General features: G+C 62.9%; 17 protein-coding genes and 1 tRNA gene. 4 read left to right on the top strand and 14 right to left on the bottom strand.

Going from position 1 to position 12,650, the window contains the following annotated elements:
* Positions 1–62: 62 nt before the first annotated feature.
* Together BMX27_RS08340 and BMX27_RS08335 are read right to left on the bottom strand one after the other, a co-directional pair.
* Positions 63–779: an SGNH/GDSL hydrolase family protein gene (locus BMX27_RS08340; RefSeq protein ID WP_090159399.1), complete on the bottom strand. Its 717-nt coding sequence runs from the start codon at positions 777–779 to the stop codon at positions 63–65.
* Positions 780–842: 63 nt separating this feature from the next.
* Positions 843–1,571, bottom strand: coding sequence for an RNA methyltransferase (locus tag BMX27_RS08335; protein ID WP_090159398.1), 729 nt, complete (start codon positions 1,569–1,571; stop codon positions 843–845).
* 209 nt (positions 1,572–1,780) lie between these two features.
* Here BMX27_RS08335 and BMX27_RS08330 point away from each other — a divergent pair, with 209 nt between their 5' ends.
* On the top strand, positions 1,781–2,404 hold the full coding sequence (locus tag BMX27_RS08330; RefSeq protein ID WP_090159397.1) for a thiamine phosphate synthase: 624 nt from the start codon (positions 1,781–1,783) through the stop codon (positions 2,402–2,404).
* Here the strand turns inward: BMX27_RS08330 and BMX27_RS08325 are convergent.
* The 3 genes from BMX27_RS08325 to BMX27_RS08315 all read right to left on the bottom strand — a co-directional run bounded on the left by BMX27_RS08325 (position 2,376) and on the right by BMX27_RS08315 (position 4,280).
* Positions 2,376–3,209 carry a lyso-ornithine lipid O-acyltransferase gene (locus BMX27_RS08325; protein WP_256212441.1) on the bottom strand — a complete coding sequence of 278 codons (834 nt, stop codon included), beginning with the start codon at positions 3,207–3,209 and terminating at the stop codon, positions 2,376–2,378. The genes BMX27_RS08330 and BMX27_RS08325 overlap by 29 nt on opposite strands.
* Positions 3,193–3,963 carry a GNAT family N-acetyltransferase gene (locus BMX27_RS08320; RefSeq protein WP_090159395.1) on the bottom strand — a complete coding sequence of 257 codons (771 nt, stop codon included), beginning with the start codon at positions 3,961–3,963 and terminating at the stop codon, positions 3,193–3,195. Before BMX27_RS08320 ends, BMX27_RS08325 begins: the two co-directional genes overlap by 17 nt.
* A 134-nt stretch (positions 3,964–4,097) precedes the next feature.
* Positions 4,098–4,280 carry a DUF3553 domain-containing protein gene (locus BMX27_RS08315; protein ID WP_056031934.1) on the bottom strand — a complete coding sequence of 61 codons (183 nt, stop codon included), beginning with the start codon at positions 4,278–4,280 and terminating at the stop codon, positions 4,098–4,100.
* 32 nt (positions 4,281–4,312) lie between these two features.
* Here BMX27_RS08315 and BMX27_RS08310 point away from each other — a divergent pair, with 32 nt between their 5' ends.
* Positions 4,313–4,954 (top strand): histidine phosphotransferase family protein, encoded by a 642-nt coding sequence (locus BMX27_RS08310; protein WP_090159639.1) that lies wholly within the window; start codon positions 4,313–4,315, stop codon positions 4,952–4,954.
* On the opposite strand, the gene BMX27_RS08305 is transcribed toward BMX27_RS08310, so the two are convergent.
* From BMX27_RS08305 to BMX27_RS08270, 8 genes are all read right to left on the bottom strand, one after another.
* Positions 4,914–6,170, bottom strand: a complete 1,257-nt coding sequence (locus BMX27_RS08305; RefSeq protein ID WP_090159394.1) for a glutamate-5-semialdehyde dehydrogenase — start codon at positions 6,168–6,170, stop codon at positions 4,914–4,916. The genes BMX27_RS08310 and BMX27_RS08305 overlap by 41 nt on opposite strands.
* The gene (gene proB / locus BMX27_RS08300) at positions 6,167–7,291 is read right to left on the bottom strand and encodes a glutamate 5-kinase (RefSeq protein WP_090159393.1); all 1,125 of its coding nucleotides are present in this window, start codon (positions 7,289–7,291) and stop codon (positions 6,167–6,169) included. The genes BMX27_RS08305 and proB overlap by 4 nt, the downstream gene beginning before the upstream one ends.
* The gene (obgE, locus tag BMX27_RS08295; protein WP_090159392.1) at positions 7,279–8,325 is read right to left on the bottom strand and encodes a GTPase ObgE; all 1,047 of its coding nucleotides are present in this window, start codon (positions 8,323–8,325) and stop codon (positions 7,279–7,281) included. The genes proB and obgE overlap by 13 nt, the downstream gene beginning before the upstream one ends.
* 36 nt (positions 8,326–8,361) lie before the next feature.
* Positions 8,362–8,865: a GNAT family N-acetyltransferase gene (locus tag BMX27_RS08290; RefSeq protein ID WP_090159391.1), complete on the bottom strand. Its 504-nt coding sequence runs from the start codon at positions 8,863–8,865 to the stop codon at positions 8,362–8,364.
* Positions 8,855–9,379, bottom strand: a complete 525-nt coding sequence (locus BMX27_RS08285) for a GNAT family N-acetyltransferase (RefSeq protein WP_090159390.1) — start codon at positions 9,377–9,379, stop codon at positions 8,855–8,857. Before BMX27_RS08285 ends, BMX27_RS08290 begins: the two co-directional genes overlap by 11 nt.
* A complete protein-coding gene (locus tag BMX27_RS08280) occupies positions 9,349–9,906 on the bottom strand; it encodes a GNAT family N-acetyltransferase (RefSeq protein WP_090159389.1) in 558 nt (185 codons plus the stop codon). The genes BMX27_RS08285 and BMX27_RS08280 overlap by 31 nt, the downstream gene beginning before the upstream one ends.
* 102 nt (positions 9,907–10,008) lie before the next feature.
* Positions 10,009–10,278 (bottom strand): 50S ribosomal protein L27, encoded by a 270-nt coding sequence (gene rpmA, locus BMX27_RS08275; RefSeq protein WP_056031912.1) that lies wholly within the window; start codon positions 10,276–10,278, stop codon positions 10,009–10,011.
* A 12-nt stretch (positions 10,279–10,290) separates the two neighbouring features.
* Positions 10,291–11,004: a 50S ribosomal protein L21 gene (locus BMX27_RS08270; RefSeq protein ID WP_090159388.1), complete on the bottom strand. Its 714-nt coding sequence runs from the start codon at positions 11,002–11,004 to the stop codon at positions 10,291–10,293.
* A gap of 180 nt (positions 11,005–11,184) precedes the next feature.
* On the opposite strand from BMX27_RS08270, the gene BMX27_RS08265 reads away from it, so the two are divergent.
* Positions 11,185–11,514: a hypothetical protein gene (locus tag BMX27_RS08265; protein ID WP_090159387.1), complete on the top strand. Its 330-nt coding sequence runs from the start codon at positions 11,185–11,187 to the stop codon at positions 11,512–11,514.
* A gap of 1 nt (position 11,515) precedes the next feature.
* On the opposite strand, the gene BMX27_RS08260 is transcribed toward BMX27_RS08265, so the two are convergent.
* Complete coding sequence (locus BMX27_RS08260) at positions 11,516–12,343, bottom strand: DUF2059 domain-containing protein (protein ID WP_090159386.1); 828 nt, start codon at positions 12,341–12,343, stop codon at positions 11,516–11,518.
* 133 nt (positions 12,344–12,476) lie between these two features.
* Between BMX27_RS08260 and BMX27_RS08255 the strand changes: the two genes are divergently transcribed.
* Positions 12,477–12,566: transfer RNA gene (locus tag BMX27_RS08255), tRNA-Ser, on the top strand.
* Positions 12,567–12,650: the final 84 nt, after the last annotated feature.

Raw genomic sequence — 12,650 nt, 5'->3', positions numbered from 1 at the left:
GTGCTGCGCGCACCCTATGTAGGGGGACCGCCGGGGGCAAGGTGCACGACTGTCGCGGGTCGTCAGTGGCGTGGCAAATGAACGGCATCACGGTGAATGGCGGTCGCGGCCAGTGACGCCCATTCCGCATACATGCGCGGGCCGGGATGAAACCGGTCGGGTGCCATGAGATATGGGTCTCGCGTCACGTCGAACGGCAGATGGACGGCTGTACCACCCCTCGCTGCGGCGATGCGTTGCAACATCTGGTCAAAGTGTTCGAGCCTGCCGATCAGCAGGTCACGCAACGGGTTGGGCATCATGGGGACCAAATCACCGGGCGGCATGCCGCTGAGATAGACGCGTCCTACGCCGAAATCATCACGCAGCTGGTCCAGAATACGGTGATAGCGCGTCTCGAACGCGCCTGCGCGGACACCGTTCTTGGCGTCATTGACCCCAAGCGCCACCAGTGCCACGTCAAACGCCCGTTTCGGCACCAACCGCATGCGTCGCAGCGTCGAGGCTGTCGTCGCACCGGATTTGGCATGCAGGAACCAGTCGACACGGTGGTGGCGCGACAAGGCAGCGGTCAGCTGTCCGGCCAGGGCCTCGGCCTGCGTGCGCACACCGACACCGGCTGCGGAACTGTCGCCCGCAATCAGAATGCGCAGGGCCGGTCCTGTCCCGATTTCGCCGTGACGCGGACCTTCGGCCTCTGGCATGCGGGACGCCAGCGCCTTGACGGCCAAGGCCTGAACGGCAACGAGTGGAGCAATGGCAAGATCGGCGGGTTTCATGCCCTGAAGTTAGGCGCAGATCAGACCCCGGCAAGTCCGCCCGTAATGACGTAGCGTCTGATGTTATTCACTCCGACCGCGCACAAGCTGGCGCAGCATACCGTGCAGCATCCGCACGTCATGCGATGTCAGGGACATCCTGCTCCACATGTTGCGCAGGTTCAGTTTCATGCTCTCGGCCTTGTGGTCGGGGTAGAAAAATCCCGACGTGTCCAGCTGGTCCTCGTAGTGGCGCGACAGCGCCTCGATTTCCTGACCGGTTGCCAGATCGGGCTGCGCAAAGGCGTCGCGCAGGCTGTCGTCCCTGACACGTTGCCATTCGTAGGCCGTCAGCAGCACACATTGCGCCAGGTTCAACGACGGAAACTGCGGGTTCACCGGCACTGAAATGATCGCATTCGCCTGCGCGATATCGGCATTTTCCAGCCCTGCACGTTCCGGTCCGAACATGACCGCGACCCTTTCACCCCGTCCCAGTCGCGCGGCGGCATCCTGCATTGCCTGTTCAGGGGTCATCACAGGCTTGGTCAACTCGCGCGGGCGGGCCGTGGTCGCATAGGTGTAGTGGCAATCCTCCAGCGCTTCAGCGGTGGTGTCGAACAACCGGGCCCCGTCCAGCAGGCACCCTGCCCCGGATGCCATGGCATTTGCCGCCGGATTCGGCCAGCCGTCGCGGGGTGCGGTCAGCCGCATCCGGTCCAACCCGAAATTCCACATCGCGCGCGCAGCGGCACCGATGTTTTCGCCCATCTGAGGACGGATCAAAACGAATGCGGGTTGTGGATCGGTCATTGCGATTTTCCGGTTGGGTCGCGCCCCTGTAAGGGAGACGCAAGCCGCAAACAAGCACCGTGCAAGGCCCGAGGCGACGGATCAGACAGCAACGGGATGCCTGGCGCGCTGCGTTTCGGCGCATCACCATCACCGAAATGGCGGTCCGGCATGGACAGACAGGGGCCAATCACCCTAAGTGTGCGCGACATCCGCAAGGGACACACGCCATGACCGACGCCGAAGACTTTCCGCAGATTTACCTGATCACGCCGACCGAACTCGATCTGATGACCTATCCCGACCGGCTGGCGGCCTGTCTGGATGCCGTGCCGGTCGCCTGCCTGCGCATGGCGCTGGCCACCCGCGACGAGGACCGTCTGGGTCGCGCCGCCGATGCGCTGCGTGCGGTCACCGAAACCCGTGATGTGGCGCTGGTGATCGAACGCCACACCGGGCTGGTTGCGCGGCACGGTCTGGACGGGGTCCACCTGCTGGATGGGTCGCGGGGAGTTGCTGCCGCACGCAAGACGCTGGGCGAGGACGCCATCGTCGGTGCCTATTGCGCGCAGTCGCGTCACGACGGCATGACAGCCGGAGAGCTGAACGCCGATTACGTCAGCTTTGGCCCTGTGGGGCAGACTGCGCTGGATGACGGCGCGCGTGCCGAATTGGAACTGTTCGACTGGTGGAGCCAGATGATCGAGGTGCCGGTCGTTGCCGAAGGTGCTTTGGACGCTGCGTTGATTGCGCAGATCGCACCGCATACCGATTTCTTTGGCATCGGCGACGAAATCTGGTCCCAGGATGACGCGGCGGCGGCGCTCAGAACCCTTCAGGCAGCGTTCCGCTGACCGGTTGCGCGGTCAAGGCGGACCGCACGGTGTGTTCCATCTGACGCGCGATGACTTTGCGATCGGTCCCGGCGTCCGCCATGACGGGGGCATGGTAGGTCACTGTCACCTGCCCCTGACGGCGCAGTGCCAGCGTGGCCAGCAGATGCGGGGCGAAATCCATGTCGCCCCACCAGCCGTAGGACCGTGGGTCGCCCCCCGCCGGGCCGCGGTAATCCAACGTGACCGGCTGCAATACCGTCGCTGACCCGATGAACGGGGCAAACAGGGTGGGCTTGAAAGGCAAGACGCGCAGTCCGTCGCTGGACGTGCCTTCGGGGAAAAACACCAGCGTCTGACCTTGCGACAGCCTGTCAGCAATGGCATCGACGTGATCGCGCGCCCGCCTGCGGTCCCGCGCTATGAACAGGGTCCCCGTCGCGCGGGCCAGCCAGCCGATACCCGGCCAGCCTGCGACCTCGGATTTGGCGACAAAGGCCACGCAACTGCCGGCATTCAACGCAAAGATATCAAGCCAGCTTGCGTGATTGGCGACCAATGCGCCAGCGCTGCGCATGGGCGTGCCCACCTGCACCCGCCTTAACCCCATCAATGCCAACGCGCCGACGCAGACGACACGGGTCAAATGCGGCGTCCAGGGGCGTTCATGTCCATGAAGAGGACGCTCGATCACGCGGATCAGCAACAGCAATGCCAACCCGCCGAACACCAGAGCTGCCATCGGCACTCCGCGCCGGAGCACCCGCAACCAGTCGCGCAGGTCTAAGCGCACGGGCTCCGGTGCAGGTTCAGCGGTCCAGGTCACCGTGCCGTCCGTATTGCGCCGCCACCTGAGGCGGCAGGGTCGTGACATCAAGGATCATGCAAACATCGGTCGTACCGAAATGACGATCGACATAGGCATCCTGCCCCACGACCCCGCCAATACGCAGATAGGCCTTGATCAGTGGCGGCGTGGCACGCAGCGCGGCCTTGCGGTCGCCCTGTCCTGCAGGTGTCACCCTGACGGCACCCGGCCCCCATGCTCGGGTGCGCAGGTCGGATGGTGCAAGGTGATCGGCCATCAACATCTGCAAAGGCGTGGACAGGGCATCGGGATCAGTCCCCGCAAATGATGCGGCACCGAACAATACCTCGGCACCCGTTGTCCGGATATGGGCAGCAAGGCCGGCCCAAAGCACGTGCATCGCGCGTCCACCGCGATATGCGGGACGCAGGCAGGACCGCCCCAATTCCAGCAATGGACGACCGCTGTCGATCAGCGGTCCAAGGTCGAATTCCGCAGCAGAGGAAAAGCCACCCGCTGCCGCAGCCTGCGCGCGGTCCATGATCCGGTAGACACCAGCGAGATGAGGGCGATCGCCTGCGAGATCCTCGAGCATGAGATGGCTGGCATGGGGATCGAACGCATCCGCTTCGCGCTGGGCAACATGGCAGACCCCCGGACCGGCCGCACCCAGTTCGGCGGCAAAGACCTCGTATCTCAACCGTTGCACGGCAGCGAGATCATCAGCGCCACGCGCATAACGCAATGCAAAGGATGGCGCGATTGCCAGCATCAAATCCCCCTCTGTTCAAAGCCATTCCGCACGCCGGACATATAGGCACCGCTTAACCAGTTGGAAACCATTTGCTTGCAAGCTGTGCGTGGCAGGGTTGATCGATTTCAGCACCCTGCTACCAATGATTGCAGCTATTCATAGACCGGGATCAGCATGACCTGCTTTGCGTCGATCACGACCTTGCCCTCTTCGCGGAAATTGACCGTGACCTTGCCGTTGATGTTGGACTGCACCTGGCCTGTGCCCCAATGCGGCGCGTCCGGGTTCTGGACCAGCATCCCCGGTTCCAGCATGTCGTTCAGGTCGTGCGGCATGGTCCATCATCCTGGGCTTGGGGGACGATCCCGTGTCGCGTGATCTGGCAACACTGGTGGGATCGCGTATTTGCCACGACCTTATCAGTCCGATCGGCGCGATCGGCAATGGGGTCGAACTGCTTTCGATGGGCGGCGGCGGGGCAGATGAAATGGACCTGATCAGCGGGTCGGTCGGACAGGCCAGCGCGCGCATCCGATTCTTTCGCATTGCCTATGGTGCTGCGCATGCAGACCAGACCGTCGCCGGGACAGAGGTGTCGTCGATCCTGCGGGACATGGCCGCTGCAGGACGTATGCAATACGACTGGACCATCACGGGGCAAATGTCGCGGCCCTTGGCGCGGATTGCCCTGTTGTCCGCACAATGCATGGAATCCGCGATGCCCGGGGGTGGCAAGATCACCGTGATGCTGGACGATACACTTCACGTGATTGCAAACGCAGACCGCATCGCCGCCGATACTGCCCTGTGGTTGCCGCTCGAAGATCTGGCGACGGAACATGTTCATTCCGCAGCACAGGTCCAGTTTGCGTTGCTGCCGCGTGCTGTTCTCGAGGCGGGTCTGACGCTGACAGTCATGCAGTCGGACACCACGATATCCATGCAATTTCGCGAACCGGATGCGGCAATCAGCCCCGGACCGTCCCGTCACCTGTCACCAGATATTTGAAACTGGTCAGTTGCACAGCCCCCACCGGGCCGCGCGCATGCAGTTTGCCGGTGGCAATCCCGATTTCGGCCCCCATGCCGAATTCGCCACCATCGGCGAATTGGGTCGAGGCATTGCGCATCAGGATCGCACTGTCGAGGCCCCGAAAAAACGCCTCTGCCGTCGCGTCGTCCTCGGTCAGGATCGCGTCGGTATGACCCGACCCGTAGGTGCGGATATGGTCCATGGCGTCTTCGACACCATCCACAACCTTGGCCGCGATGATCATGTCCAGAAACTCGCGCCCGAAATCTTCGGCCACGGCCTTGACCGTGCCGGTGATCGCTGCGTCGCCTTCGGCATGGACCTCGACACCAGCCTCTATCAATGCCCGGATCAGGTCGGGGCCTTGTGCATCCCAATAGGCCCGGTCGATCAGCACACATTCGGCAGAGCCACAGATCCCGGTCCGGCGGGTCTTGGCATTCAGCACCACAGCCGTGGCCTTGGCCGGGTCGGCTGCAGCATCGACATAGACGTGACAGATCCCTTCGAGATGCGCAAAGACAGGCACACGCGCCTCACGTTGCACCAGCCCGACCAGACCCTTGCCACCACGCGGCACGATCACGTCGATATGGTCAACGGCTGCCAGCATGGCCGACACTGCAGCCCGGTCGCGGGTCGGCACCAGCTGGATCGCAGCCTCGGGCAGTCCCGCAGCCCGCAGGCCCGCCACAAGACAATCATGGATCGCGCCGGATGAATGAAAACTCTCGGACCCGCCGCGCAGGATGACAGCATTGCCAGACTTCAGACACAGCGCGCCCGCATCCGCGGTCACATTGGGCCGCGATTCGTAGATCACGCCGATCACGCCGATGGGCGTGCGCACGCGGCGAATATTCAGGCCCGATGGCTGGTCCCAGTCCGCGATGACCTCTCCGATCGGGTCATCCTGTGCCGCAACGGCCCGCAGACCAGCGACGATGCCCGCGATCCGGTCCTCATCCAGCATCAGGCGGTCCAGCATGGCATCCGACAGGCCCTTGTCCCGGCCAAACGCCATGTCATTGGCATTGGCTGCGATGATCGCATCGCGCTGGGCCCAGACCGTATCGGCGGCAACTGTCAGCGCCTCGGTCTTGGCCTGTGCGGTTGCCATGGCGAGCCTGCGCGCCGCGGCGCGGGCGGCGGTGCCAATGCGGTCCATCATGTCTATGGCGTTTTCGGTCATGTCGTTCCTCTGTCTGACAGCACCATGTCGTCGCGGTGAACCAGCGCGGGGCGTCCCTTGTAGCCCAGCAAATCTGCGATTTCACCGCTTTGATGACCTGCGATGATGCGTGCCTCGCCGGCGGCATAGGCCGACAGGCCGATCCCCAAATGCACCCCGGTTGGCCCGTCCAGATCGACAGGGTCGCCCCGTTCGAAATCACCTCTGGCCGCCGTGACCCCGGCAGGCAGCAGGCTTTTGCCGCCGTTCAGGGCTGCGATGGCGCCTGCGTCCAGGACCAGCGTGCCACGCGGTTTCATCGCCGCGATCCAGCGTTTGCGCGCGGCCTGCGGCGTGATCTGGGCTGTGAACCATGTGCACCGCGCACCATTTTCAAGCTGCAACAAAGGGTTGAGAGGTGAACCCAATGTGATGGCCAGCGCGCAGCCTGCCTCGGTCGCCACCCGCGCGGCCATGACCTTGGTTTTCATGCCACCTTTGGACAGTCCCGAAACCGCGTCACCCGCCATCGCAAGGATGTCGCTGTTCAACGCCGCGACGATGGGAATATGCCGGGCAGTTACATCGGTATTCGGGTTGGCCGTGTACAGCCCATCCACATCCGACAGCAGCACCAGGTGATCGGCCCCCACGGTCACCGCGACCTGTGCGGCCAGACGGTCGTTGTCGCCATAGCGAATTTCATCGGTGGCAATGGTGTCGTTCTCGTTCACGATCGGCACCACCCCCAGCGACAGAAGCGTTGCCAGCGTGGCGCGCGAGTTGAGATAGCGACGCCTGTCGCTGCTGTCGTCCAGTGTCACCAGCACCTGCGCCGTGGTGATCCCCAGCGGTGCAAGCACATCCTGATAGGCCTGTGCCAGCTGGATCTGACCCACGGCAGCGGCGGCCTGGCTCTGTTCCAGCGGCAGGTCGCCTGCCGGCAATCCCAGCACGCCGCGCCCCAGCGCAATTGATCCCGATGAGACGAGGATCACATCGGTTCCACGTGCGCGAAGCCTGGCAACATCCTGCGCCAGCGAGGCAAGCCAATCCCTGCGCAGACCGTTTGTCGCGCGGTCCACCAGCAGGGCCGATCCGATCTTGACGACCAGACGCTTTGCGTCGGTCAGGGCTGCCACGTGTCGTCCTCTTGGGGGGTCTCCTCGGCGATCTTGTGGCGCAGACGGCCCTCGTCGATCTGGGTGCGCAAGGCGCGCAGAACCTCGACCACGCCTTCACCGCTGACGGCCGACATCATCAGGACCTCGGTGCCAAGCTCCGTTTCCATCTCTTCCTTGAGAAAGGCGCGTTCCTCGTCGTCCAGCGCGTCGATCTTGTTCAAGACCGTCACGCGCGGCTTGTCCGCCAGTTCCGTCGCATAGGACTGGATTTCGTGAATGATCGTCTTGGCGTCGCCCATCGGATCGCCGCTGGTGCCATCAACCAGATGCAACAGCACGTTGCACCGTTCCACATGCCCCAGAAACAGGTCACCCAGACCGCGCCCTTCGGATGCGCCTTCGATCAGGCCGGGGATGTCCGCGACGACGAATTCGACACCATCCACACCCACGACGCCTAGGTTCGGCACCAGCGTGGTAAAGGGATAATCCGCGATTTTCGGCCGCGCATTCGACGTCGCCGCGAGAAAGGTGGATTTGCCCGCGTTCGGCATCCCCAGCAATCCTGCATCTGCAATCAGTTTCAGCCGCAGCCAGAGTGTCCGTTCAACGCCCTCCTGGCCGGGGTTTGCACGGCGCGGTGCCTGATGGGTGGCGGATTTGAAATGCAGGTTGCCCCAGCCGCCGTTGCCGCCCTTGGCCAGGACGACACGCTGACCGACCTCGGTCATGTCGGCGATCATGGTTTCCTGATCCTCGTCCAGGATCTGCGTGCCGACGGGAACCCGCAGGATCACGTCCTCGCCGGATTTGCCGGTTTTCTGACTGCCCATGCCGTGCTGGCCGGATTTGGCGAACCAATGCTGCTGATAGCGAAAATCGATCAGCGTATTCAGACCGTCCACCGCCTCGGCGATGACCGATCCGCCGTTGCCGCCGTCACCGCCGTCAGGGCCGCCGTATTCGATGAATTTCTCGCGCCGGAACGACACGCAGCCCGCACCACCGCCGCCAGAACGGATGTAGACCTTGGAGAGATCGAGGAATTTCATGTCTGGGTGCCTTTTGCGGTTTGGGCTGCACGTAGTCTATTGTGCGCCTGCACTCAAGTCGCGCCATCGTGCGCGGGTCAGGCGCAGATGATGCGACAGCATCGGGGTGCGCCGCGCCTTGGCATATTCAAAACAGGTGTGCCAATGATTGAACCCCAGTTTGTCCAGCACGCGACGCGATCCAGCGTTGTCGGCCCAGACGGTCGCATCGATCCGGTCATGATCGGTGGTGTCGAATGCATGCGCGATGGCCCGTCCCGCCAATGCCGTAGCGATCCCCTGCCCCCAGACATCCCTATGCAGCATGTAGCCCAGGCTGCCGTTCGTCACACCGACCGTCCCGATGACACGGCCCGCCCGCACGATTCCCCAGACGAAACCCTCTCCGTCAAAGGGCCGCGCCCGCGACGCGGTGAATGACAGATCCGCTGGCCAGGGCCAGCCGCCAAGCTGCCGGACCGTCGGCCAATGGCTGGCCATGTCATGCAGATCGTCCTGATCGGACGCGCACAGGTCGCGGGTTGTAATGTTACTGAACACGGTCCAACCAGTCCTGACGGGTCAACTGCATCCGCTGACAAGGAACGGCACGCCCCGTTGCAATCTGATCATGCATGGCGACATGGGTGTCGCGGAAACCCAGTCCACGCAGAACAGTGCGTGACGGCGCGTTGGCAGGATAATAACCCGACACCAGCAGATCGTTCTGTGTGAAATAGGCCGCGACGACGGCACGCGCTGCCTCTTTCATATATCCATGACCCTGCGCCCCCGGTGCCAGCCAATATCCCAGATCACCACCCAACACGTCGATCACACCGATCAGACCCGTGCCTGCGTCAATCGCCCAGATGTCGCGTTGTGACGCTGCAATCCACCCCGCCGCATCGTCCGCACTGTAGGGAAAGGGCACGTTGGTCAGCCATTGCGTCACGGACCAATCGTTCAGGGCCGCCACAACCGGTGCCGCATCGGCCAGCACCAATGGGCGCAGCGTCAGCCGAGCCGTGGCAATCCGGGGCGCTAGAGCCCGGTTTTCATCATGTAGGTCCATGTCGGCACCACCGCATTCCGTGCGAGGCTGAACGCCTCTGCATCGCCCAGATAATCAAAGCCGCAGTTCGTCAGCACGCGGGCTGAACCGGGGTTGTCCTGAAAGCTTTCTGCGAAATACTGGCGGGCCCCGTGTGGATTGGCCGTCAGCAAGGCCCGCAGTGCTTCGGTCGCGAAACCGACATTCCAGAATGCGGGTGCGACCCAGAAAAACACCTCTGACTGCGCGCGATCCATCCGCACAAGGCTGACAAGACCCAGCACCTCGGCGTGGCCTGCCCGCGATCCGTCCATGGCCCATACATCCTCGACCCGGCCCGGCTGGGACGCACGCGCGATCATGGCCGCGATCACCCCGTCCGGCAACGGGTGCGGGATCGACCGGGTGCCACGCGCCAGGACGGGATCGGCGGCATACATGCTGATCAGGCCGACGTCCGATGTCTGCAGTGGGCGCAACACGAAACGGTCCGACGGAATGGTCGGTTGCACGGCGGGCGGAACCGGCGTGACGGGTGCGTAGGTCATGACATCTCCTCCCAAAGATGCGGTCCCCGAAACAGGGGTCCGAAAACGCAAAAGGGGGACCGGCTGCGCGCCGGTCCCCCAAATTTTAAAAGGGTCTGGCGCTTACTCGGCGGCCTCGGCCACGGGCAGGACGGAAATGAATGTCCGGCCCTTCAGGCCCTTGTGGAACTGAACGTTGCCTTCGACGGTCGCAAAGATCGTGTGATCCTTGCCCATGCCGACGCCTGCGCCCGGCCACATTTTCGTGCCGCGCTGACGCATGATGATGTTGCCAGGAATGACGACTTCGCCGCCGAACTTCTTGACGCCAAGACGACGACCAGCTGAGTCGCGTCCGTTACGGGATGAGCCGCCTGCTTTTTTGTGTGCCATGTGTCGGTCTCCTTACTTCGAAAGTTCTTTTGCTTGCTCGATCCAGCCTTCACGCTCGATGCGGCCTTTGAACGACAGGGCTTCGCCGAATTTTTCGACGTCCTCATCAGTCCATGCAGCGATCTGCGCAAAGGTCGTGATACCTTCAGCATGCAGTTTCTTTTCCAGCGCGGGGCCTACGCCCGACAGCTGCTTGAGGTCGTCCGCACCACCGGTGACAGATGCTTCTTTGGCGGTCTTGGCCTTGGGGGCCGCTTTTTCAGTGGCGGACGGCTTGGCCTTTTTCGGCGCGGTCTCTGCCTTGTCGTCGCTGCGGGTAGCTGCATAGGCGGCGGCGGCACCAGCTGCTGCAGCAACACCGGCGATCGCGAATGCGATGCCACGGCCGGACACGGCAGCCTTGATCCCGGACTTGTCAGCACCGGATTCCAGGATATCGCCGATACGCACCAGCGTCAGCTGCTGACGGTGACCCTTGCGGCGCTGCGAGCCGTGCTTACGACGACGCTTGACGAAGTTGATGGTCTTGGGGCCCTTGATCTGGTCAATCACGGTGGCCTTGACGCCGGCACCTTCGACCAGCGGCGCACCAACGGTGTCGCCAACCATCAGGACTTCGTTGAACTGGATTTCGTCGCCAGCTTCGGCGTTCAGCTTTTCGACACGCAGAACGTCGCCCGACTGGACGCGATACTGTTTGCCACCGGTTTTCATAACCGCGAACATATGGTCTTCCTTTTGTCTTTCGCGTCGGTCAGGTTCCCCGTGGGGCATTTGCGGCCTAGCCACCTGTCAACAGCGCGCCCTTGGGCGAATTCATGTAGGTCCGACACAAGAGACTTGCGCGGATGGCGGCTTATCTGATCAACCGGGGATCAAGTCAACCCCGCGGCGAAGGGAAATACCATGCGCGCAGGACCGATCTGCCTGATCTTTCTCACGGCTTGCGCCCCGGCGGGCGTGGCGTTTCAGAACCCATTTACCGGAACGCTTTCGCGTCCGACAGTGCCCGATCAAACGCGTGGCGCGGTCGAACTGGCGGTGAAATCCGAATTCCCCGAAATCAACCGTGACATCGCCGCTGGTGGTGGGCCCGCGCTGACACGGGCCTTCGATGCGGCCTCGGTTCCAATGGCCGACCGCTCTGCCCGGATCATCCAGTTGCAATCGGATACCGGGCTATACGCCGCAAGCCCGGCTGCACTGGGCAACGCGCTACTGGTCTGGGGACGCTGACCTAAAGGTCGGATACACGCATCTGTGCCGCGGCAGCCAAAGCCAACTGCCGCGACGCGTCGATATAATAGGCATCAAAGGCCGCATACATCGCCCTGCTCAGCGCCTGTCCGGGCTGGGATTCCATGAACGTGATATAGGCGTCGATATCCGCGTCGCTTAGCGGATCGTAGGCGAGGTAGAGAAACGCATAGACCCGTGAAGTCACATCGCGCCGGATTTCGTCCTGACGGCTGTAGACGTCGCGCAGCACTTCGTCCTCGGTCAGTGACGGCGGCAGCGCGCCACCGTCCATCAGCCCCATGTAGAACGCGACGCTGGCGTTCATGGTCGATGTGACTTCTTGTTCGATGACATCATTGGCCGCCAGATAGGCGTTCATCTGATCGATGCGGGGGCCGCCATCCACCACTGCGAGGGCCGCGGCCTCTGTTGCCGCCTCTTCGATGGTTTCGTCCAGAAACGCCTCGCGTGCCGACAGTTCCAAGGTGGTGATCTGCTGACCCAATGGGCTGTCGTAGAATTCCACGATCGCATCGGTCTCGGTGCCGTCCAGTCCCGCGGCCAAACCGCTGCGCAAGGTGTCTGCCATGACCGTGGTGTCGAATACCGCGTCCACCGCGCCATCCCAAGCGCCGCTGACCGGTCCGTTGAACAATTCGGCGGCGATGTCATCGCCGTAATCCAGCCCTTCGGCACGCAGGATGGTGACAAGGTCATCCATGCGCAGCGCATCATACACCGGGTCGATATCCTGCGCAGTGACCGCCGACGCGCTGCCGATGACAAGGGCCGCTATGAGCGCGGGCTGACGAAGTGCTGGAAACATGAAGTGGTCCTTCGGGTGGGCTGATGTGAAATAGGTAACCGACCATCGGCAACAGACAAGGACAAAGGCCGCATCTTGGGGCTTGCAGACCCGCGCAAGGCCGATTACACGCCGCACCGTTGACCCTTGGTGCGGAGAGGTGCCGGAGTGGTCGAACGGGGCGGTCTCGAAAACCGTTGAGCCTGCAAGGGTTCCCAGGGTTCGAATCCCTGTCTCTCCGCCACACCTTCACTTGTCATTCGAATTGTGCCCTGCCCTTTAGGCGGCGCATTTTGTGTCCGTGTGAACCTGACGGCCGGATGCATGG

The organism is Loktanella sp. DSM 29012, from assembly GCF_900110705.1.
Taxonomy (GTDB): Bacteria; Pseudomonadota; Alphaproteobacteria; order Rhodobacterales; family Rhodobacteraceae; genus Loktanella; species Loktanella gaetbuli.
This window is presented reverse-complemented; position numbering and strand designations above follow the sequence as displayed.

Bases quoted from the DNA above. Each gene is read 5' to 3' on its own strand.
- BMX27_RS08330 (WP_090159397.1), top strand. From the start codon at position 1,781: ATGACCGACGCCGAAGACTTTCCGCAGATTTACCTGATCACGCCGACC.
- BMX27_RS08260 (WP_090159386.1), bottom strand. From the start codon at position 12,343: ATGTTTCCAGCACTTCGTCAGCCCGCGCTCATAGCGGCCCTTGTCATC.
- BMX27_RS08280 (WP_090159389.1), bottom strand. From the start codon at position 9,906: ATGACCTACGCACCCGTCACGCCGGTTCCGCCCGCCGTGCAACCGACC.
- obgE (WP_090159392.1), bottom strand. From the start codon at position 8,325: ATGAAATTCCTCGATCTCTCCAAGGTCTACATCCGTTCTGGCGGCGGT.
- BMX27_RS08320 (WP_090159395.1), bottom strand. From the start codon at position 3,963: ATGCTGGCAATCGCGCCATCCTTTGCATTGCGTTATGCGCGTGGCGCT.
- rpmA (WP_056031912.1), bottom strand. From the start codon at position 10,278: ATGGCACACAAAAAAGCAGGCGGCTCATCCCGTAACGGACGCGACTCA.
- BMX27_RS08265 (WP_090159387.1), top strand. From the start codon at position 11,185: ATGCGCGCAGGACCGATCTGCCTGATCTTTCTCACGGCTTGCGCCCCG.
- BMX27_RS08315 (WP_056031934.1), bottom strand. From the start codon at position 4,280: ATGCCGCACGACCTGAACGACATGCTGGAACCGGGGATGCTGGTCCAG.
- BMX27_RS08305 (WP_090159394.1), bottom strand. From the start codon at position 6,170: ATGACCGAAAACGCCATAGACATGATGGACCGCATTGGCACCGCCGCC.
- BMX27_RS08285 (WP_090159390.1), bottom strand. From the start codon at position 9,379: ATGGACCTACATGATGAAAACCGGGCTCTAGCGCCCCGGATTGCCACG.
- BMX27_RS08270 (WP_090159388.1), bottom strand. From the start codon at position 11,004: ATGTTCGCGGTTATGAAAACCGGTGGCAAACAGTATCGCGTCCAGTCG.
- BMX27_RS08335 (WP_090159398.1), bottom strand. From the start codon at position 1,571: ATGACCGATCCACAACCCGCATTCGTTTTGATCCGTCCTCAGATGGGC.
- BMX27_RS08340 (WP_090159399.1), bottom strand. From the start codon at position 779: ATGAAACCCGCCGATCTTGCCATTGCTCCACTCGTTGCCGTTCAGGCC.